Annotated in this window: 16 protein-coding genes and 1 other annotated feature; of the genes, 7 read left to right on the top strand and 9 right to left on the bottom strand. The window is 62.9% G+C overall.

What is annotated here, in order from left to right; all coding sequences use genetic code 11:
• Positions 1 to 124: 124 nt before the first annotated feature.
• From PG887_RS04615 to hisG, 9 genes are all read right to left on the bottom strand, one after another.
• On the bottom strand, positions 125 to 4,096 hold the full coding sequence (locus PG887_RS04615) for a PAS domain S-box protein (RefSeq protein WP_270821250.1): 3,972 nt from the start codon (positions 4,094 to 4,096) through the stop codon (positions 125 to 127).
• Positions 4,093 to 6,231: a PAS domain-containing protein gene (locus PG887_RS04610; RefSeq protein WP_113978458.1), complete on the bottom strand. Its 2,139-nt coding sequence runs from the start codon at positions 6,229 to 6,231 to the stop codon at positions 4,093 to 4,095. Before PG887_RS04610 ends, PG887_RS04615 begins: the two co-directional genes overlap by 4 nt.
• The gene (locus PG887_RS04605; RefSeq protein WP_010674688.1) at positions 6,224 to 7,333 is read right to left on the bottom strand and encodes a response regulator; all 1,110 of its coding nucleotides are present in this window, start codon (positions 7,331 to 7,333) and stop codon (positions 6,224 to 6,226) included. Before PG887_RS04605 ends, PG887_RS04610 begins: the two co-directional genes overlap by 8 nt.
• A 132-nt stretch (positions 7,334 to 7,465) precedes the next feature.
• Entirely contained in the window at positions 7,466 to 8,212 is a 747-nt protein-coding gene (gene hisA / locus PG887_RS04600) for a 1-(5-phosphoribosyl)-5-[(5-phosphoribosylamino)methylideneamino]imidazole-4-carboxamide isomerase (protein WP_143237505.1), read from the bottom strand.
• A 5-nt stretch (positions 8,213 to 8,217) separates the two neighbouring features.
• Positions 8,218 to 8,841 carry an imidazole glycerol phosphate synthase subunit HisH gene (hisH, locus tag PG887_RS04595; RefSeq protein ID WP_270821249.1) on the bottom strand — a complete coding sequence of 208 codons (624 nt, stop codon included), beginning with the start codon at positions 8,839 to 8,841 and terminating at the stop codon, positions 8,218 to 8,220.
• Positions 8,841 to 9,974 carry a bifunctional histidinol-phosphatase/imidazoleglycerol-phosphate dehydratase HisB gene (hisB, locus tag PG887_RS04590; RefSeq protein ID WP_102948496.1) on the bottom strand — a complete coding sequence of 378 codons (1,134 nt, stop codon included), beginning with the start codon at positions 9,972 to 9,974 and terminating at the stop codon, positions 8,841 to 8,843. The genes hisH and hisB overlap by 1 nt, the downstream gene beginning before the upstream one ends.
• A 19-nt stretch (positions 9,975 to 9,993) precedes the next feature.
• A complete protein-coding gene (hisC, locus tag PG887_RS04585) occupies positions 9,994 to 11,064 on the bottom strand; it encodes a histidinol-phosphate transaminase (RefSeq protein ID WP_069651239.1) in 1,071 nt (356 codons plus the stop codon).
• Entirely contained in the window at positions 11,061 to 12,386 is a 1,326-nt protein-coding gene (gene hisD, locus PG887_RS04580; RefSeq protein ID WP_041211399.1) for a histidinol dehydrogenase, read from the bottom strand. Before hisD ends, hisC begins: the two co-directional genes overlap by 4 nt.
• A gap of 30 nt (positions 12,387 to 12,416) precedes the next feature.
• Complete coding sequence (gene hisG / locus PG887_RS04575) at positions 12,417 to 13,313, bottom strand: ATP phosphoribosyltransferase (RefSeq protein ID WP_041211400.1); 897 nt, start codon at positions 13,311 to 13,313, stop codon at positions 12,417 to 12,419.
• A gap of 24 nt (positions 13,314 to 13,337) precedes the next feature.
• Positions 13,338 to 13,466: a sequence feature (His leader region), on the bottom strand.
• Between the two features lie 190 nt (positions 13,467 to 13,656).
• Between hisG and PG887_RS04570 the strand changes: the two genes are divergently transcribed.
• From PG887_RS04570 to rnd, 7 genes are all read left to right on the top strand, one after another.
• Positions 13,657 to 13,902 carry a hypothetical protein gene (locus PG887_RS04570; protein WP_010674695.1) on the top strand — a complete coding sequence of 82 codons (246 nt, stop codon included), beginning with the start codon at positions 13,657 to 13,659 and terminating at the stop codon, positions 13,900 to 13,902.
• A 61-nt stretch (positions 13,903 to 13,963) separates the two neighbouring features.
• Positions 13,964 to 15,883, top strand: a complete 1,920-nt coding sequence (locus PG887_RS04565) for an ATP-dependent DNA helicase (protein ID WP_270821248.1) — start codon at positions 13,964 to 13,966, stop codon at positions 15,881 to 15,883.
• Between the two features lie 97 nt (positions 15,884 to 15,980).
• Positions 15,981 to 16,682 (top strand): tRNA (adenosine(37)-N6)-threonylcarbamoyltransferase complex dimerization subunit type 1 TsaB, encoded by a 702-nt coding sequence (gene tsaB, locus PG887_RS04560; protein ID WP_164882693.1) that lies wholly within the window; start codon positions 15,981 to 15,983, stop codon positions 16,680 to 16,682.
• Positions 16,683 to 16,732: 50 nt separating this feature from the next.
• Positions 16,733 to 17,248 (top strand): Slp family lipoprotein, encoded by a 516-nt coding sequence (locus PG887_RS04555; protein ID WP_214004810.1) that lies wholly within the window; start codon positions 16,733 to 16,735, stop codon positions 17,246 to 17,248.
• 9 nt (positions 17,249 to 17,257) lie between these two features.
• The gene (locus PG887_RS04550) at positions 17,258 to 18,109 is read left to right on the top strand and encodes an alpha/beta fold hydrolase (protein WP_270821245.1); all 852 of its coding nucleotides are present in this window, start codon (positions 17,258 to 17,260) and stop codon (positions 18,107 to 18,109) included.
• 196 nt (positions 18,110 to 18,305) lie between these two features.
• Positions 18,306 to 19,982 (top strand): long-chain-fatty-acid--CoA ligase FadD, encoded by a 1,677-nt coding sequence (gene fadD / locus PG887_RS04545; RefSeq protein WP_010674700.1) that lies wholly within the window; start codon positions 18,306 to 18,308, stop codon positions 19,980 to 19,982.
• Between the two features lie 98 nt (positions 19,983 to 20,080).
• Positions 20,081 to 21,193, top strand: a complete 1,113-nt coding sequence (rnd, locus tag PG887_RS04540) for a ribonuclease D (protein WP_042865294.1) — start codon at positions 20,081 to 20,083, stop codon at positions 21,191 to 21,193.
• The last annotated feature ends 115 nt before the right edge of the window (positions 21,194 to 21,308 follow it).

The following is a 21,308-nucleotide window of genomic DNA, read 5'->3' as shown; positions in this document are numbered from 1 at the left end:
TGGCCCGGGCGGCGGACGGGAACAGGGTTGGCATGCCTTGAACGGGGGCCCCTGACGGGGGAAACGACAGGCCCGGCAGGCCATCTCGTCGCCTCTGGGCACCCCACTATATGCATGACTTTATTCAGTGATTCAACCCTTTGTCGCCCTTCACCTGTCCCGGATGGCAGGCTGGCGCCTCGGGGAGGGGAGCCCGATCGTCCGGGTGGGTCTCGTCCGTTGCCATATGCTGGCGCAGGGTGAGCAGGGCGGCATCAAAATCAAACGCCTTCAGTTGCCTGGTCAGGGTGTCGCTGCGAGACCCCAGCATGAGGCGAAGGGGGCCGGCATACTGCTCGTAGAGGGGGATCACGGCGGTGTCGCTTTGCACCAGCAGAGCTTCCATCTGGCCCAGCAGTTGCTGGCGCCACTGATCCTCCAGAGGCACCAGATCGGTGGTCGGGGCGGCGAGATCGTCCCCGAGCAGAGCGCAAAGGGCGGCGATCTCTTCATCGATGGATGACATGAGTCCGGTGGGCTCAGTGTTGCCGTCCGCGATGGCCTGCTCCAGGGTCAGGCAGTGGCGCGACAGCTCATGTGCCCCCAGGGTGCTCGCCACGCCGCGCAGGCTGTGGGCCATGCGAGTTGCATCGCTGTGCTCCCCGGCCTGCAAGTGGCAGTGCAGCCGGGCCATGTCCTGGCCATGCTCATGGATGAAGTAGCGAAGCAGGGCCAGGTATTTCTCCTGATTGCCGTTGAGGGTCGCCAGCCCCTGGTCGAGATCCAGACCCTGGTGTGCCTGCAGGCGGGCAAGGGGGCCTGTCACGGGATGGCGAGTGCTGTCGTCAGGGGCAAGCTCGGGGACCTTGCTCTGGGGCAACCAGCGCTGCAGGGCGTCAAACAGCTTGGCGGGGGTGACGGGCTTGGCAATGAAATCGTTCATGCCAGCCGATGCGCTCGCCTTTCTGTCCTCTTCGAAGGCGCTGGCGGTGAGCGCCAGGATGGGCAGCCTGTCCATGCCGGGCAGGGCCCTGATGGCACGGGTGGCGCTGTAGCCATCCATCACCGGCATCTGTATGTCCATCAGGATGAGGTCGAAGGGATGCTGGCTGACGCGGGTCAGGGCCTCCTGGCCGTTGACGGCCGTCTCGATGACGAGGCCGCTGTGGCACAGGAGCTCGAGCACCACTTCCCGGTTGATGGCGTTGTCTTCCACCAGCAGGATCCGGGCGTGGCGAGGGAAGCTGAAGGCCTGTTGGTTCCCCTGTTCGGACGGGGTCCGGGAAGGGGCGTCCTCCTTTGCCTTGAACAGCCTGGCGGTAAACCAGAAGCAGCTTCCCTGGCCTGGCTCGCTGGTGACTCCGACCTCGCCCCCCATCAGGGCGGCGATCCGGCTGGTGATTGCAAGGCCAAGGCCAGTGCCGCCATATCTGCGAGTGGTGGAGACATCCGCCTGTTCGAACGCCTGGAACAGCTTCTCGCGCTGCGCAGGGGTGATGCCGATGCCGGTGTCTTCCACCTCGAAGCGCAGCAGGTAGCCGGTGGTGAGGGGGCGGGCCAGCCTGACGCGCAGGGTGACGGTTCCCTGCTCGGTGAACTTGATGGCGTTGGTCGCATAGTTGAGCAGGGCCTGGCGCAGGCGGGTGATGTCACCGTGCACCCAGGCGGGGGTATCGCCGATGTCCGTCACTATGGTGAGCCCCTTGGCCCTGGCCTGGTCGCTCATCAGGGTGCGGACGTTGTCCAGCATGGCGGTGAGGGAGAAATCGGTCAGATCCAGCGTCATCTTGCCCGCATCGATCTTGGAGAGATCCAGGATGTCGTTGAGGATGCTGAGCAGGTGCTGGGCGGCAGTGTCTATCTTGGTCAGCCGTTCGAGGTCGGTGGGATCCCGGGTGTCGCGCTTGAGCAGATAGGTGAGCCCCAGGATGGCATTCATGGGGGTGCGGATCTCGTGGCTCATGTTGGCAAGGAAGGCGCTCTTGGCGTGGTTGGCACTTTCGGCCCGCTGGTGGGCCTGGGCCAGCTGCCGGGTGCGCTCGTTGACCATCTCCTCCAGGTGGTAGCGATACTGGTCCAGCTCCTCGCCGAGCTGCTTCTTCTCGGTGATGTCGGCCTGGACCGTGACGTAGTGGGTGATTTCGCCGCTCTCCTGGCGGATCGGCGACACCGTGGCCAGCACCTGGTAGTGGGAGCCATCCTTGCGCTGGTTGATGAATTCGCCATGCCAGCGCTGGCCATGGTTGATGGCATCCCACAGGGCGACATAGCTGGCATCCGGGGTGAGGCCAGAGCGCAGCAGGGACGGGGTCCGGCCTATCACCTCATGCTGCTGGTAACCGCTGGCGGCGAGGAAGGCGGGGTTGACGTACTCGATGCGCGCCCGGGTGTCGGTGATGAAGACGCCGTCAGGGCTCTGTTCGAGGGCCAGAGACAACTGGCGCAACTGTTGCTCGGCCAGCTTGCTCTGGGTGATGTCCAGATGGATGCCAAGGAGGCGCACGGGCCGCTGCTGGGCGTCCCGATAGACGCTCCCTTTGCTCACCAGCCAGCGGATGCCGCCATCTGGCAGCAGGATCCTGAACTCCAGCTCGACGGGGGCGCCGCTGACCGCCCGCTCCGCCAGCAACTGCTCGATGCGGGGCCTGTCATCCGGATGCAGGCAGGCTTGCCAGGCGGCCAGCTCGCCGAGCGCCTCGGCACTGCGGCCATAGAGGCGGGCACATTCCGGCGAGAAGACGAGGCGGTTGCTGACCATGTCCCATTCCCAGATGCCGACATGGGCTCCTTCCTGGGCCATCAGCAGGCGCTGCTCGCTCTCGCGCAGGGCGCTGCTGACGGTTTCGGCGCGCACCCGTGCACTGATGGCGTCGTCCATCAGGTTCAGGGCTGCGAGGCGAGCACGACGCTGGGTATCGAGCGCCATCTGCTGATTGTGTTGCAGGCGCTGCTCCGCGAGCTTGCGCTCCGTGATGTCCTGCACGGTGCCGTAGAGCTCGAGTATGGTGCCATCCCTGTCCCTGAGCGCCGCCCCGCGGGCAATGACCCAGGCGGTCTCCCCCTGCTCCGTGATCACTTCGGCATCGCACTCGTAGGGCTGCCCGTCCATCCTGCAGCGCTCGACGGCCTGGGCCACCGTGTGCCACCCCTCCTGGGTGAAGTATTTTCTGACCTCGGGATAGACGGCGGGGGGGAGGGCCGGATCCCGGCCATAGATGCGATAGATCTCCGGTGACCAGAAGTGGCTGTCATCGGCCACGCGCCAGCGCCAGTTCCCTATCTTGGCGAGACGCTGGGACTCGCGCAGTATGGCTTCGTTGCGGCGCAGCGCCTCCTCGGTCTCCTTGTTCTGCCGGTTGTCCTCGATGATGGAAATGAAGTAGTCGGGATTGCCTTCGGCGTCGCGCACCAGGGCCACCGTCAGAGTGGTCCAGATGATCTCGCCCCCCTTGTGCAGGTAGCGCTTCTCCAGGGTGTAGTGGGGGATAGTTCCCGCCAGCACCCGGGCCACATGTGCCTCATCGAGGTAGAGATCGTCCGGGTGGGTCAACTGCTGGAACGTCATCCCGGTGAGCTCGTCGGCCCGGTAGCCCAGGATGTGGCACAGCCGCTGATTGACACGCAGCCAGTGTCCATCGGGGGAGACCAGGGCGATGCCGACCGCCGCCTGTTCGAAGGTGACCTGGAAGCGGTTCTCGTTCTGCTGCAACTGGTTCTGGGTGTTCATCAGCTCCTGCCAGCGCAGGACCTCTCTGGCCCGGGCGCGATGAAAGGCGGCACTGAGCACGCTGATGAGCAGACCGTTGGCGATGAGCAGGCACCATTGCACCAGATCCTGGCCAGCCTCGACACTCAGTGAATAAATGGGGGGGAGCATGAAATAGCTGGTGACCAGGGCGGTGATCAGGGTGCAGAGCAGACCTGGCAACAAGCCCCCCAACAGGGCGCAAACGATGATGGGCAGCATGAAGAGAACCAGCAGCGGTCGCTCACCAAAGGCGATGGGCAGCTGGACCCGGATTTGCAACATCAGAACGGGCAGCAGCACGGCCAGCAGGGAGATCCCCCAGCGCTGGGTGGAGGGGCGCACATGCCACAGGGGTGACCAGCTCATCATGGGAGATCCTCCGGTGGCATGGGGGCCTGGGGATAGGGGGGCGGCACTCCGAGCTGACGGGAGAGCCCGTTGATCTGGTGCTTGAGGGCCAGCATGGCGAGTTCCCTGTCCACCATCACCTTGTTGAACCGCTCCAGCTCATGGTTCTGCTGGCGCAGCTCGCTGGCCTGGCGGGTCAGGGCCTGTTCAACCTGCTCCCGTTCGGTGACATCGAGCAGAATGCCGATGATGGCGGGCTGGCCGAGGTAGTCGACGCGCCGCCCGTACAGCTCGACCTCCAGGGATTCCCCGTGCTGATGCAGGGCACTGAAGCGGGTGTGGATATCGCGCGCGTCCTGCTCGCACGCGTGCACCAGCTCGGCGACCCTGGTGCTGTCCTTGGGAGCGGCAAGGGCGTGTAACTGGCCAACGGCGATCAGCGCCCCCGGGGTGTCATAGCCAAACAGTCGGGCAAAACAGGGGTTGATGTAGCAGAGCCGACCCTGCTGGATGATGTAGATCCCGGCAAGGGATTGCTCCACCAGGGCACGGAACAGCCCCTCGCGCTCTCGCAAGTCGGCCTCGGCCCGTTTGAAGTCCGTGATGTCCCGAGAGATGCCGAAGATCCCGATCACCTGCCCCTCGCTGTCTTGCAAGGGGCCTTTGGTTGCGAGAAACACATGCTCGCCATCGGGCAGGGTCAGGTACTCCTCCTCGGTCTGCACCCGGTTGCGCTCTATGACCTGGCGCCCGGATGCCATCAGCATCTGCGCCTGCTGCGGCGGGAAGAGCGTCAGATCATCCTGGCCCAGCACCTCGTCAACCGGCTTGCCGACAAACTGGCTGGCGGCCCGGTTGAAGAGGATGTATCTGCCCTCCTTGTTCTTGGCGAAGATGGCGTCTTCCGAGCTGTCGGCGATGGCGGAGAGCAGTTGCAACGCCTCCAGCCGCTGGGACTGGGAGTGCTGAAGCTGCTCGGCCATCTGCAGCCGGGTGTGCTGGCGCAGCAGGATGATGCCGGCGTTGGTGACAAAGAGCACCAGCAGGCCGATGAGACCGATCCAGACGCTCTCCTTGAAGGTGGCCTGGTAGAGTTCCGCCTTGTCGATCTTGGCCAGCAGGTACCAGTCCGTGTTCATGACCGGATAGACAACCCCGAAGACCTCGCTGCCCCGGTAATCCTGGCCATAAAGCACCTGGGGCGTGCCGCGTTCGGCGAGCCGCAAATACTGGGCTGCCAGCAGGGTGGGGTGGGTGACGGGATAGTGCAGGGTGAGAGCCGGTTCCGGGCGATAGCGCAGGCTACTCAGATAGTGGACCTGATCCCCCTGCTGGCGAAACAGAATGGCTTCTCCGCTGCTGTCTGGGATGGGCCAGGTACGAAGGATGCGATCGGCCCAGTCAGTACCGATGATGTGCAGCGCGAGGACGGTGGTCCCGTGGCCTGACGGGCCGAGGGGAGCCAGAAAATCCAGTCTGGCGTATCCCTTTCCATCGACATAGGGGGCCACTCTGAGCACCTTGCCTGCCTCAACCCGGGAAAGGGCGGCCTGCAGGGGACTATTCACGGGGCCAGCCCCCGGGGTCTGCCACAGGATATGGCCGGCAGGATCAAGCAGGGTCGCCCCCTGGAATCCACGCAGCGAGAGGACGTCCTGCAGTTGTGTCAGCCACTGTGTCTTTGCCGTCAGCCCATCAGGAGGCAGGGCACCATAACGCGGGCTCTCGATGATCTGGCGGACATCCTGATCGCGGTTGTCGAGCCATTCGGTGATGCGCCGGCTTTTGAGATCGGCGATGGCTTCGAGACGGGCCACTTCCGTGTCCCGGGTCAGTTCGATGTTGCGGGCGATGGCCATGGCGGTCAGGGCCAGGATGAGCCCGTTGAGCAGCAGGAAGGGGATCCACTGACGCCGGGAGAGGGCGGGCGTCACCGCTGGCTGGCTGATGCGACGACGCAGCATGGCATAAAGCATGAGGGCCGTGATGAGGATGAAGAGCCAGCCCTTGATGGTGCTTGCCATGGCGAACTGGGCAGGGGTGCTGAACAGCCACTCCACCGCCTTGTCGGAGAGCAGGATCCACAGGCTTGCCACGGCGGCATAGGTGAGCACGACGTTGAGCACATGTGCCCGGGTCAGAGGAGCCTCAGCCATCCACGGCCTCGCTGCCATCCTGGTAGCGTTCGGCAATGGTGACGAACGCGTCGAAATGGCGATCGAAGGCGGTCACGACATCGGGATCGAAATGGTGGCCGCTGCCGGAGAGGATGAGGGCGCGAGCCTCGTCGTAGCTCATGGCCGGCTTGTAGACCCTGGCGCAGATGAGGGCGTCAAACACGTCTGCCAGCGCCATCAGGCGAGCCGAGAGGGGGATGGCGTCCCCTTGCAAGCCGTCCGGGTAGCCGCTGCCATCCCACTTCTCGTGGTGCCAGTGGGCGATCTCCTTGGCCAGGGTGAGGAAGGCCAGGGGCTGCTCCATGTCCTGTTCGGCCTCCTCGATGGCATCGCTGCCGAGCTTGGCGTGGGTGCGCATGATCTGCCACTCCTCCGGGGTCAGCTTGCCCGGTTTGAGCAGGATGTGGTCGGGAATGCCCACCTTGCCGATATCATGAAGCGGTGCGGAGCGGCTCAGCAGGTCGATGTAACCCGGGGTCAGGGTATCGGCGAAACGGGGGTGATCAGCCAGGGCGCTCGCCAGCAGACGCACATAGCCCTGGGTGCGCAGGATATGGTTGCCGGTTTCGGGGTCGCGGATCTCCGCCAGATGGGCGAGGGCGCGGATGGAGACCTGCTGGATCAGGTCGTTTTCCGCCATTCGCCGCGCGACCTCGGCTTCCAGCGCCGCATTCTGGTTTTGCAGGCCGTCACGGGCCTGCTTTGCCTCCAGCTGGGTACGCACCCGGGCCTGAACGACCACCGGCTTGATGGGCTTGGTGATGTAGTCGGCGGCGCCGAGGGAGAGGCCGAACTCCTCGCTTTGGGGGTCGGCGAGGGCGGTGAGCAGAACGACGGGAATACGGCTGCTGATCGGGGACTGACGTAATTGCCTGAGCACTTCATAACCATCCATGCCGGGCATCATCACATCCAGCAGGATGAGGTCAGGCTTTGGATCCGCGCTGACGATGCGCAGGCATTTTTCCCCGCTCTGTGCAGCCAGCACGCGGTAATGAGGCGAAAGCAATTCGGTCAGTACCATCAGATTTTCGGGTGAGTCGTCGACGATCAGGATGGTGGCGTTGTGAGGTGTCAACATATGTCTTCCATGACGCTATCCCTGTGAGGTCGAGTATAGAGCCAATTGCTGCCAAATCATAAGATTCGCCCCCATCGGGGAGAAAGAGGCCTGCCCGGATGGGCAGGCTGTCTGATGCCAGAAAGGGGCGCGTCACGCAGCGCGGCCGTCACCCCAGCAGCGAATGGCTTCTGCCACGTCAAACTTGCCCTCCAGCAGGGCACGGCCGAGGATGATCCCCTTGACGCCGGTTCCCTTGAGCGCCTCGATATCCGCCAGACCGCCGATACCGCCGGACGCCTGGAAGCCGACGTTCGGGTAGCGGGCACAGAGATCCCGGTAGAGTTCGACGTTGGTGCCCGCCAGGGTACCGTCCCGGCTGATGTCGGTGCAGAGCACGTGTTTAAGTCCGGCGGGGAGGAAGCGCTCGATCAGCGCCTCGATGGAGATGCCGCTGTTCTCCTGCCAGCCAGCCACTGCGATGTGGCGGTTGCCCTGTTCATCGATGTTGACATCCAGGGCCAGCACGATGCGCTCGGGGCCATATTTCTCCATCCAGCTGGCCACCAGATCCGGGGATTTGACGGCGGTGGAACCGATCACCACCCGGCTGGCGCCGGCCGCCAGCAAGTCGGCCACATCCTGTTCGCTGCGCACGCCGCCGCCGACCTGCACCGGTGCCTCGGTGGCGGACAGCAGCTGGGCGATGAGGGCCAACTGGCGGGCCTTGGCATCCTTGGCGCCGTCCAGATCCACCAGGTGCAGCTGCGCCGCCCCCTGGCTGACATAGTCATCGAAGCGGGCCTGCGGGTTGTCGCTGTAGGCGGTTTTCTGGCCGTAGTCGCCCTGATAGAGGCGCACGACCTGACCGTTGATAAGGTCGATTGCGGGAATAATCATGCCTGTCATAGCTCCAGAAAGTTTTGCAGTAGGCGGGCACCGGCCGGGCCGGATCGCTCCGGGTGGAATTGGGCGCCAAAGAAGTTGTCCCGCCCGACGATGGCGGTAAAGGGCAGGCCGTAGCCGCAGGTCGCCAGGGTCGCGTCGGTCACCTCCAGCGCATAGGAGTGGACAAAGTAGAAGTAGCGGCCGCTGGGAATGCCTTTGAGTAGCGGGTGGGTCTCGTCGTGTTCAATCTGGTTCCAGCCCATGTGGGGCAGGCGCAGGTTGCCCACCTCCATCAGGCGGATCCTGCCAGGCACGATGCCGAGGCAGTCGATGAGCGCTCCTTCGCTGCCATCGGCGCTCATGTTTTCTTCCGAGGCCTGTGCCAGCATCTGCATGCCGAGGCAAAAACCGAGCAGCGGCTGCTTGGCGGCGCGAATGAGGGGCACCAGTTCCCGCTCATTGAGGTTCTTCATGGCGGCGATGGCGGTGCCGACGCCGGGCAGGATCAGTTTGTCCGCCTGCTCGATGTCGGTGGCCTTGCAGCTCACCCTGGGCTGCACGCCGAGGCGCTCGAACGCCATGCGCACCGAGGCGAGGTTGGCGCAGCCGGTGTCGATGATGACCAGGTTCTGTTTCCCCATCACAGCACCCCCTTGCTGGAGGGAAGCTCGCTCCCTTCCACGCGAATGGCCTGGCGCAGGGCGCGGCCAAAGCCTTTGAACAGCGCCTCCACCTGATGGTGGGTGTTGCCGCTGCCCACCTTCATCTGCAAGGTGATGGCCATGGCGTCAGAGAGGGAGCGGAAGAAGTGGGGCACCATCTCGGTGGCCATCTCTCCCACGCTGTCGCGACCAAAGCCGCTCGGGCAGTCGAACACGAAGTAGGGACGGCCGCTCAGATCCAGCGCAGTGGCCACGTCCAGCTCGGTCAGCGAGGTGCTGTCAGCCTCCTGGCGGGGACGCCCGTCGATCACCGCCTGCACCTCGTCCATCGCCAGCACGAAGCCGAAGCGGCCGATGCCGCGCTTGTTGCCAAGGGCCTGGCGCAGGGCTTGACCCAGTGCCAATCCCACATCTTCCACCGTGTGGTGATCGTCGATGTGCAGATCGCCGCACACTTTGAGCTTGAGGCGAAAGCCCGCGTGGGTCGCTATCTGATCCAGCATGTGATCGAAGAAGCCGATGCCGGTGGCGATCTGGTTGCCACCGCTCTTGTCGAGATCCACCGCCACCTGGATGCGGGTCTCCTTGGTGTAGCGCTCCACCTCGGCCACGCGCCCCTTGGAGAGCAGCTGATCACGAATGGCAGTCCAGCCGTGATCTTGCGGGTGGTAGCGTATGCCGCGGATGCCCATGTTCTCGGCAAGCTGGATGTCGGTCTGTCTGTCGCCAATCACGAAGGAGTTGGCAAAGTCGATGCGGCCCGAGGCGAGATACTCCTTCACCAGCCCAAGGTGAGGCTTGCGGCAGCTGCAACCGTCGGTGGGGAAGTGGGGACAGATCAGCACTTGCTCCCAAGTGACGCCCTGGGATTCGAAGAGGTGCATCATCAGGTCGTGGGGCGGCTGGAAGTGTTCAAGGGGCAGGCTGGCGGTGCCGAGCCCATCCTGGTTGGTCACCATCACCAGCACGTAGCCGGCGGCCTGGAGCTCACGCAGCACAGGTATCACCATGGGCTCGAAGCGCAGCTTCGCAAGGCTGTCCACCTGCTTGTCGGTGACCGGCTCCTCGATCAGGGTGCCGTCACGGTCGATAAACAAAAACGGGGTTTTCATCGCTACATCCTTGCTTGTCTTACAGAGAGGGTGGGGGCAGGTCACGCAGCACGGCGAGCACGGCGTCCATTTCGCCCTGATAGCCGATGGTGATGCGGATGCTGTTGTCAAGGCCAGGCTTGCTGGAGAAATCACGCAAGATGATGCCGGCGGCCTTCATGGCGGCGAACACGGCGGCGCCATCTTTGAAGCGCACCAGCACGAAGTTGCCTTTGTCCTCGAACACTTCCTTGACGCAGGACAGACGAAGCAGCTCCGCCTTGATGAGCGCCTTCTGCTTGTTGAGCTCCTGCACCCGCTCCTGCATCAATTCCAGCCCCATGGGAGAGAGCGCCTGGGCGGCAATCTGGGCGATGGGGTCGGGAATGGGGTAGGGCGCGATCACCTTGGCCAGCATGGCAATCACCTCTGGATCCCCCAAAGTAAAGCCGCAGCGGATCCCTGCCAGGGCGAAGGCCTTGGAGAGGGTGCGGGTCACCACCAGGTTCGGGTATTGGGCGAGCAGGTCCACCACGGAGGCCTCCGGGCAGAACTCGATGTAGGCCTCGTCCACGACGATGATGGCGCGGTCCCGGGCCTTCTCCAGCAGGGCGACGAGTCCCTTGCGGCCCACCAGATCCCCGGTGGGATTGTTGGGGGAGCAGAGGAACACCAGCTTCACGTCAGAGAGGCGATCGGCGATGGCGGGCCAGTCCGGCTGACGGCTGGCGGTCAATGGCTGCTCGACAATCCCCACGCCACAGGTCTCGGCGCTGATGGCGTACATGCCGTAGGTGGGGGGGCAGATGAGGATTTGATCTTCCCCTGCCTCGCAGAAGGTGCGGATCAAGAGCTCGATGGCCTCGTCGGCACCGCGGCTTACCAGCACCTGATCCGGATTGACCCCGGCGTAGGCGGCATAGCCATTCACCACCTCGGCCGGCTGGCACTCGGGATAGCGGTTGAGGCGGCTCCCCTCGACGGTGAAGGGATAGGCCAGGGGGGCCTCGTTGGCATTGAGCCAGACGTGGCCCTGGCCGCCGATGCGGCGAGCGGACTGGTAGGGAGTGAGAGCCCGCACAACGCGACGGGCCAGATTGACGATGCTCATGACAAATCCTTCTGCTGTGCTGTTTGTTGGGGCTCGGCGGCCAGGGCGTTCAACCTGAGGGTGACGGCATGCTTGTGGGCATCGAGCCCCTCGGCCTGGGCGATGCGCTGGACGATGGGGCCAAGGCCGCGAATGCCGTCTGCAGTGAGCTCTTGAACCGTGTAGCGGCGCTGATAGTCGGCAAGCCCCAAGCTCGAGCAGGTGCGGGCATAGCCGTAGGTGGGCAGGGTGTGGTTGGTGCCGCTGGCGTAATCACCGACCGACTCCGGTGTCCATGCCCCGAGGAAGATGGAGCCCGCGTTCTCGAGCTTGTCCAGCAGATCCCGGGGGGCCCGGGTCTGCACGATGAGGTGTTCCGGTGCATAGGCGTTGGAGATGGCGCAGGCCTCCTCCAGGTTGTCGCAGAGGATCACCAGGCTTGCCTTCAGGGCTTGCTCGGCGATGTCGCGGCGGCTGAGGTCGGCGAGTTGCGCCTGGATCTCGCTGCCGATGGCATCGGCCAGGGAAGCGGAGGTGGTGACCAGCACCACCTGGCTGTCGGGGCCGTGCTCGGCCTGGGAGAGCAGATCCGATGCCACGAAGGCCGGGTTGGCGCTCTCGTCTGCGATCACCAGCACCTCGGAGGGGCCGGCTGGCATGTCGATGGCGGCGCCCCGCCAGTCACGGGAAACCTGGCCCTTGGCTTCGGTCACATAGGCGTTGCCCGGGCCGAAGATCTTGTCCACCTTGGGGATGGTTTGCGTGCCATAGGCCATGGCCGCGATGGCCTGGGCGCCGCCGATGGCGAACACCTGACGGACGCCACAGGCGCGGGCGGCAAACAGGATCTCGTCGCTCGCCGGAGACGGGGTACAGAGCACCACCTCACGGCAACCGGCCAGGCTTGCCGGAATGGCCAGCATCATCACGGTGGAGGGGAGCGGCGCGCTGCCTCCCGGGACATAGAGGCCGACCCGGCTGATGGGTTGGGTGCGCAGCTCGCACAGTACCCCGGGCTGGGTTTCGACTCGGACGACGGGCTGTACCTGGGCGGCGTGGAAGGTACGGATATTGGCGATGGCGGCCTCGATGGCACCCTTGATGTCATCACCGAGTCGAGCGCAGGCGGCATCCACTTCCGCGTCGCTCACCCGAAGCTGTTCGCGGGGCGCGCGTTCGAAACGCTGGCTCAGCTCGCGCAGGGCCTCATCGCCCCGGCTACGTACCGCGGCAATGATGTCTCGCACCACGGTACCGATGTCGGCTTCGTCGCCAAGGGCGGGCCGGGTCAGGACCTCGGCTTGCCGGGCGGGGGAGAGGGTCTTCCAGATCAGGGTCTGCATGATGTGTCTTCCTTATTCCATCATCTCGGCTTATTCCATCATCTTTTCAATGGGCAGCACCAGGATGGAGCTGGCACCCAGGGCCTTGAGCTGTTCCATGGTCTCCCAGAACAGGGTTTCGCTGGAGACGACGTGCAGGGCCACCTGGTTGGTGTCACCGGCGAGCTGCATGATGGTGGGACGCTCCGCCCCCGGCAGCAGATCGGTGATGGCATCGAGCTTGTCTTTGGGGGCGTGCAGCATGATGTATTTGCTTTCGCGCGCCTGCTGCATCCCCTGGATGCGGGGCAGCAGCTTGTCGATGAGTTTCTGCTTGGCATCGTTCAGGGGGTTGGGAGCCTGCACCAGGACTGCCTTGGAGCGGTAGATCACCTCGACCTCTTTCAGGCCGTTGGCTTCCAGGGTCGCGCCGGTGGAGACCAGATCGCAGATGGCATCGGCCAGACCCGCGCGGGGGGCTACTTCCACCGAGCCACCCAGCATCACGCTCTTGAAGCCCAGGCCCTTCTCGTCGAAGAAGCGCTTGAGCAGACCGGGGTAGGAGGTGGCGATGCGCTTGTCGGCCAGGCTCTCGGGTCCTGTGTAGTTGACATCGTCCGGCACCGCCAGAGAGAGGCGGCAGCCGCCGAAGTCGAGCTGCTTGAGGGTCTTCACCGCAAAGGGCTGCCCCTGGGCTGCGCGAATGAGCTGCACCTCTTCGAGAACGTTCTCGCCGATGATGCCAAGATCGACCACCCCTTCCATCACCAGACCCGGGATGTCGTCATCACGCACTCGCAGAATGTCGATGGGCATGTTCTCGACATGGGCGATGAGGCGCTGTTCCCGCAGGTTGATCTTGAGGCCGCAGCTCTTGAAGAGGGCCTGGGAATCCTGGCTCAGACGACCGGATTTTTGCATGGCGATGCGCAGACGTTGTGTTTCCATTGCTCGATTTCCTTTTAGTCAAAAACGAAAAAACCCTCGGAAGTATGTGCTTCCGAGGGTTTATGAATCTTGCGGTCCTTTTGGAAGTCACCAGTTAAGTGTCTTCCAGCAGTCAACCTCCTGAAAGACTATTCGGGATGATGATGGTGATGATGAGTCTTCAGGGTGGTGAACTTCATGATGTAATCAATCCTTTACAAATCAGATGCCGTTGTTGACGCCCGATTTAAACTACCTGCCTTGACAGAAAATGCAACCGAAAAATGTGATCAGGACGATTAAAGTTGAGAAAACGGTTTTCTGGTCGATAACTAGACAATGAGATGCCAAAGGAGGCGACATCATGCCCAGCCAGGACCTGTTATTTCCCATCCTGCCCCGTGCACCCTCGACACCGAGCCCGGATGACATCAAGCGGGAGGTGACCCAGATCAGCCAGAAACATCAGCTGCGCAAGATAGGCACCGACAATGGCGGCGGTGGCCAGCATCACCAGCAGAGAGAGCAGCCGCCAAAGCCTGATCAACCAGCGGTGCAGGATGATGATCACAAACCGGATCCGGACCACCGGATTGATCTCTTCGTCTGAACGCATTATCAGTCCCGCTTTTTCCGCGCTTTTGGCATAATGCCCGCTTTTGCAACGGGACATGCCTTTGACCATCATCCAGACCCTGTTCAAGCCAGACGGCCCCCTGGCCCGCCATATTGACGGCTTCAAGGCCCGTGCCCCGCAACTGGAGATGGCCGAGGCGGTGTCCCGCGCCATCAAGCAAGGTGGCCGTTTGCTGGTGGAGGCTGGAACGGGCACTGGCAAAACCTATGCCTATCTGGTGCCTGCGCTGGAATCCGGCAAGCGGGTGGTGATCAGTACCGGGTCCAAGAATCTGCAAGAGCAGCTCTTCTATCGGGATCTGCCCACCATCACGGGGGCGCTTCACTACACCCCGCCGGTGGCACTGCTCAAGGGGCGCAGCAATTACCTCTGCATCGAGCGGATGAATCGGCTGTTGAGTGAATCCCATCTGCAAAAGCCCGAGATCCTGAGCGATCTCGTGAAGGTCAAATCCTGGTCGACCGCCACCGACAACGGCGATGTGGGGGATATCCCGGGGCTACAGGAGAACGCCGAGATCCTTGCCCACGTCACCAGCACCAACGACAACTGCCTGGGTCGCGACTGCCCCTATTACGATGATTGTCACCTGGTCATCGCCCGGCGCCGTGCCATGGACGCCCAGGTGGTGGTGATCAACCACCACCTCTTTTTCGCTGACATGGCGGTCAAAGACACCGGCTTTGGCGAGCTGGTGCCCGAGGCGCAGGTCTATGTATTCGACGAGGCGCACCAGTTGCCCGAGATCGCCAGCCACTACTTCGGCAAGTCCGTGGGCAGTCGCACCATCCTGGATTTGGCGCAGGATATCCAGCTCGCCTACCGGGCAGAGGCTCATGACATGGCCCAGCTTGGCAAGGCGGCGGACAGGCTTGCCATTGCCAGTCAGGATCTGCGCCTTGCCTTCGGCGTGGAGGGGGGGCGCGGCAACACCCGGGATCTGCTGAGACAATCCCTCTGGGCCCAGGCGCTGGCCCGCCTCAACGATGCCATCGGGCTCTGTTATGAAGTGCTGAAACTGGCGCTCGGGCGAGGGGAGCAGCTGGATCACTGTTTCGAGCGCATCAGCGAGCTGCGCACTCGCCTTGGGGAGGTGCTGGCGATCAACCAGACCGGTTTCTCCTACTGGTATGACTGTTCGCGTCTGCACTTTACCCTCAATCTGACGCCGCTGTCGGTCGCCGAGCGCTTCGGTGCCGAGGTGCAGCGCCCTGAGGTGGCCTGGGTCTTCACCTCGGCCACCTTGACGGTGGACAATCGCTTCGCCCACTTCGTCGCCGAGATGGGGCTGGCCGGCAGCGCCGAACTCATTCTCGACAGTCCGTTCGATTACGCCGAGCAGGCGCGCCTGTGCGTACCCCGTTTCTTGCCAGAGCCCAATGCCTTCGGGCGCGGGGAGCAGCTGGCGACCCTGATGATCCCCCTCATCAACAAGACGCCGGGGGGATGTTTTTTCCTCTGCACCAGCCATCAGGTGATGCGCCAGGTGGCTGAGGTGCTACGCCGGGAAATCGGCCGCACCGTCCTGCTGCAAGGGGAAGACAACAAGCAGCGGCTGCTCAAGACCTTCGTGGAGAACGGTCGGGCCGTGCTGGTGGCCACCAGCAGTTTCTGGGAGGGGATAGACGTGCGGGGGGCGGCATTGTCCTGTGTTATCATCGACAAGCTGCCCTTTGCGAGCCCGGACGATCCCCAGCTCAAGGCACGGGTGGAGGATTGCAAGCTCAAGGGGGGGGATCCCTTTGCTGAGTTGCAGTTGCCCAAGGCGGTGATTGCCCTCAAGCAGGGGGTGGGGCGGCTCATCCGTGATCGCAGTGATCACGGCGTACTGGTTATTTGTGATCCTCGGGTGGTCAACAAGCCCTATGGCGCCACCTTCATCAAGAGCCTGCCTGCCATTCCACGGACCCGGGAGCTGGCGACCCTGGGAGAATTTTTCGGACCACGGGAGTGAGTCCGCCGCGCCGGGGCTGATTGCCCCCGGCCATGCATGACGGCAGGCCTTGGCCATGCTGACGATTTAACTGACTGATGTGAAGAGAATAAAAAGAATGGATGAGTTGAAGATCCTGGCCGTGGATACCGCCACCGAAGCCTGCTCCGCAGCCCTCTTGGTGGGCGATAGCCTCTACTCCCGCTGGGAAGAGGCGCCCCGTGACCATACCCGCAAGATCCTGCCCATGGTTCAGGCTCTGTTGGATGAAGCCGGTCTATCGTTGGATGAGCTCGACGCCATCGCCTTCGGCCGTGGGCCTGGCTCCTTCACCGGGGTACGGATCGGGATCAGCGTGGCCCAGGGGCTCGCCTTTGGTGCCGGCGTGCCGATGATCGGTGTCTCCACCCTGGCGGCCATGGCCCAGGGGGCCCATAAGCTGGAAGGGGCCGAGCAGGTGCTTGCCGCCATCGATGCGCGCATGGACGAGGTCTATTTCGGCCACTATGCCTTGGTGGACGGGGTGATGACGCTGGTGGGCGAGGAGGTGGTGAGCGAGCCAGCCGCACTGGTGCAGGCCCGTGACAAGCTGACTGGCGCGGTGAGCTGCGTTGGCACCGGTTTTGAAACCTATGGCGAGACTCTGGGCGGCCTGGCAGATGTGCTGACCCCAAGCCAGGTGCGTTTCCCGGCGGCCGCCGACATGCTGCCTCTGGCACGCCAGGCCTGGTTTGCGGGTGAGGCGGTGCCGGTTGAGCAAGCCACCCCTGTCTATCTGCGTGACAAGGTGACCTGGAAGAAACTGCCGGGTCGCGAATAGGCGGCAACGGCTGTCCCGGGCTGCTTTGTCGGACGATGAAGGAGAAACGAATGAGAAAATCCGTGATCATGCTGGGATTGGTGGGGCTGCTGCTGAGCGGTTGCAGCACGGTGCCCAAAGAGCTTGCCTATGAGCCTGCGGATCAGCTGGTGGCCTATCAACCCGCTCTGCAGGGGATGGAAGGCAAGCCGGCCCGCTGGAGCGGTGTCATCTCGGCGGTCCACAACAAGGCGGATCAGAGTGTCATCGAGGTGGTCTATCTGCCCCTCAAGTCCAACGGGGTGCCGGAGCAGACCGAGCAGAGCCCTGGTCGTTTTCTCGCCATCATGCAGGGGTTTGTCGACCCGACCCTCTATGCCAAGGGTCGCAGCCTGACGGTGCTCGGCACCCTCGACAAGCCGGTGGACAGCCAGATTGGCGAGCACAAGTATCGCTTCTCGGTACTCAAGGTGACGGGGAGCAAGCTGTGGCCACCGGTGAAGGAGGTGGAGATCCGCTACATGGATCCCTACTTTTACGATCCTTTCTATGATCCCTTCTGGCCCAGACGGCCCCTGCGCCGCTGAGGAGCCCGGATGACGGCGACATTGCAGGAGCGCAGGCTGCGCCTGGCGGACGGGCGGCACATCGCCCTGCTGGACAATGGTCAGGAGGACAGACCGCTGCTGGTGGCCCTCCATGGCTGGCTCGACAACGGCGCCAGCTTTTTGCCTCTGGCCCCCTGGCTGGGGGCGTTTCATCTGGTCTGCGTCGATCTGCCGGGCCATGGTCACTCCGATCACAAGTCGACTCCCTATGTCTTCGTGGACTGGCTGGATGATCTCTACCAGATCACCCAGGCCGCGGGCTGGCAGCGTTTCATCCTGCTTGGTCACTCCCTGGGGGCGCTGATTGCCTCTGCCTATGCCGGCGTTTTTCCCGAACAAATCGAGCGGCTCATTCTGCTGGAGGGGCTCGGCCCCTTGAGCCAGCCCGACGAGGAGGTACCGGGGCAGCTGCGCCGCGCCATCCTCAACCGCACTCGTACCCGTGAGCGTGCAACCAGTGGATTTGCCACCCTCGAGGAGGCGGTGGCTGCCCGCTGCAAGGTGGCGGACATCCCCCCGAGTGCGGCACGCCTTATCTGCGAGCGACAACTGGAGGCGCGGGCAGGGCGCTGGTATTGGCGCAGTGATCCCCGTCTTCGCGATCTCTCGCCCCTGCGCATGAGCGAGGGGCAGGCCCAGGCCCTGATCCGGGCCATCACCTGTCCGGTGCTCTTTATCCGGGGAGAGCAGGGCTTCCCCGGGCTCCTGGCACAGTGGCAGTTGCGGGAGGCGGCCTTTGGCCACATTGAACGGGTGACAGTGGCAGGAGGCCATCATTTTCATATGGAAAATTCATCAGAAACCGCCGTTTATATCGAAAACTTCGCTCAAATCCGGTAGGATCGGCGGCTTTGAATCATGTCAGGTTTGCTTTCTCCCTCACATTTCCCGTTGTTAATTCACTGTTAATTGATGTTGCCTTATGTAAATATGTGCGGCATTAGAGCATGAACTTAAAACAATTGATTGAAATGGATGTGACAGGGACGGAGGCAACACAGTGAGCGCACAGGTGCGAGTTATGCAGGAGAAGTTCGTGGAAAGAGTCTGGCTGAAGCGTTATCCAGAAGGGGTGCCCGCCGAGATCAATCCAGACCAATACGGCTCTCTGGTCGAGATGTTTGAAGAGTCGGTGAACCAGTTCGCCGATCAACCCGCCTTCGTCAACATGGGGCAGACCATTACCTACCGTCGGCTGGAGGAGCAGTCCCGAGCCTTCGCCGCCTACCTGCAAAACGAGCTGAAGCTCGGCAAGGGGGACAGGGTGGCCGTGATGATGCCGAACCTGCTGCAATACCCCATCGCGGTATTCGGCATCCTGCGGGCCGGCATGACGGTGGTGAACGTCAACCCCCTCTATACCCCGCGCGAGCTGGAGCATCAGTTGAAAGACTCCGGCGCCAAGGCCATCGTCATCGTCTCCAACTTTGCCCACACCCTGGAAAAAGTGGTGTATGATACTCCGGTCAAGCACGTGATCCTGACCCGGATGGGTGACAACCTGGGGCTGGCCAAGGGGACCCTGGTCAACTTCGTGGTCAAATACGTCAAGAAGCTGGTGCCCAAGTACAACCTGCCCCATGCCAGCACCATGCGCCAGGCCCTCGCCAAGGGGCGCTACCTGCAGTACATCAAACCCGAGATCAGCAACCAGGACATCGCCTTCCTGCAATACACCGGCGGGACCACCGGCCTCTCCAAGGGGGCCATGCTGACTCATCGCAACATGATCGCCAACGTTGAGCAGTGCCTCGGTGTCTATGGCCCCGTGCTGGAGCGCGGCAAGGAGTTCGTGGTCACGGCGCTGCCGCTCTATCACGTCTTCGCCCTGACGGTAAACTGCCTGCTGTTCATGCGTCTGGGGGGCTACAACCTGCTCATCAGCAACCCCCGCGACATCCCGGGTTTTGTCAAAGAGATCAAGAAGTATCCTTTCACCTGCATCACCGGGGTGAACACCCTGTTCAACGCCCTGGTCAACAACGACGAGTTCAAGGGCATGGATTTTGCCAAGCTCAAGCTCACTATCGGTGGCGGCATGGCGGTGCAACGGGCGGTGGCCGAGCAGTGGAAGGGGCTGACCGGCACCCCGCTGCTGGAGGGCTATGGCCTGACCGAGTGCTCGCCCCTGGTGAGCGTCTGCCCCTATGATCTGGTGGATTACAACGGCTCCATCGGTCTGCCGGTCTGCTCCACCGAGATCCGTCTGGTGGATGACGAGGGGAACCAGGTCACCGAACGGGGTGCCCCCGGCGAGATGCAGGTGCGCGGTCCTCAGGTGATGACCGGCTACTGGCAGCGCCCGGAGGCGACCGCCGAGGTGATGCAGGATGGCTGGCTCTGCACCGGCGACATCGCGGTATGCGACGAGCAGGGCTTCTTCAAGATCGTCGATCGCAAGAAGGACATGATCCTGGTCTCCGGCTTCAACGTCTACCCGAACGAGATAGAAGACGTGGTGGCCCTGCATCCCAAGGTGCTGGAGGTAGCCGCCGTCGGCGTACCCAACCCGGTGTCCGGCGAGCAGGTGAAGATCTTCGTGGTCAAGAAAGATGCAAAGCTGGCGGAAGAGGAGATAATTGCCCACTGCCGCAAACATCTGACTGCCTATAAGGTGCCGAAACTGGTAGAATTTCGCGACGAACTTCCCAAGACCAACGTGGGCAAGATCCTGCGCCGCGTGCTGCGCGACGAGGAGATTGCCAAGCAGTAACCGGCATGCACTGCTTTGCAGTCCAGCGCTGTCGTTATGCAAAACCGTGGGACATCCACGGTTTTTTCTTTCTGGATCCGACCAACGTGCAGGCAACGATGCAATATCAACTCATTTCACAGCAAGCCGAACTGGATCAGTATCTCGCTTCTCTGGCCGACGTTCCCCTGGCCATCGATACCGAATTCGTTCGCACCCGTACCTACTATCCCCAGCTCGGTCTGTTCCAGATCTACGATGGCAAGCAGCTTGCCCTGCTCGATCCCCTGACCCTGGAGCTCTCCGGTTTGTGGCAGCGCCTCGGTCGGGCCGGACAGATTGCCATCCTGCACGCCTCCGGTGAGGATCTGGAACTCATCCAGCATCAAGCGGGTCACCTGCCCAACCAGATGCACGATACCCAGCTGGCGGCAGCCTTCCTGGGTCATGGCGTGTCGGTGGGGTTTGGCGCCTTGGTCAACGAATTCCTCGGGGTCGAGCTTGAGAAGGATCAGGCCCGTACCGACTGGCTGGCGCGCCCCCTTACCCCTCGTCAGCTGGAATATGCCGCGGCGGATGTCTTCTACCTCATGCCCCTCTACGAGAAGGTGATGGCCAGACTGCGCGAGAGCGGCAAGTTCCCCTGGTTCGAACAGGAGTGCCAGAACCACTCCGCCCGCAAAACCCAGGGCAGCGATCCCCGTCAGGCCTACCTCGAGATCGTCAACGCCTGGCAACTGGGTCGCCGCGAGCTGGCCATCCTGCGCGAGCTGGCCGCCTGGCGCCAGCAGGAAGCGGTACGCCGGGATCTTGCCCTCAACTTCGTGGTCAAAGAGCTGCACCTGTTCAAGGTGGCGGAGCGTCGTCCCGCTTCCCTTCGGGATCTCAACGAGCTGGGCCTCTCGCCCATCGAGATCAAGATCCACGGCAAGCGGATGCTGGACATCGTCGCCGCCGCCCAGCAGAGCGACCCTGCGAGCTGGCCCGATCCCATCCGCCGTCTGGTGGACTTCCCCCAGTACAAGGCCGAGCTCAAGCGCATCAAGGCCATGGTGGAGGAGAAGGCCAAGGCCAGCAACATTCCGCCGGAGCTGGTGGCGAGCAAGAAGATCATCCACCAGTACTTCACCTGGAGCTGGCGCATGAGTGCCGAGGAGCGGGCCAGGGCGGACAAGCCCATGCTGCTGCAAGGGTGGCGTCATGAGCTGGTAGGCCACCTGCTGGCCCAGTGACGAGTACGCAGTACGAGAAGGGGAGTCCATGACTCCCCTTTTTCAGGTTCATCGCGGCTTTCCGGGGAAGGCCGCCTTGATTTTCAGAAAAAAGTATTCTGAGTCCCTAAATCCA

This window comes from Aeromonas sp. QDB14 (assembly GCF_027707845.1).
In the GTDB taxonomy this organism is placed as follows: domain Bacteria; phylum Pseudomonadota; class Gammaproteobacteria; order Enterobacterales; family Aeromonadaceae; genus Aeromonas; species Aeromonas caviae.
This window is presented reverse-complemented; position numbering and strand designations above follow the sequence as displayed.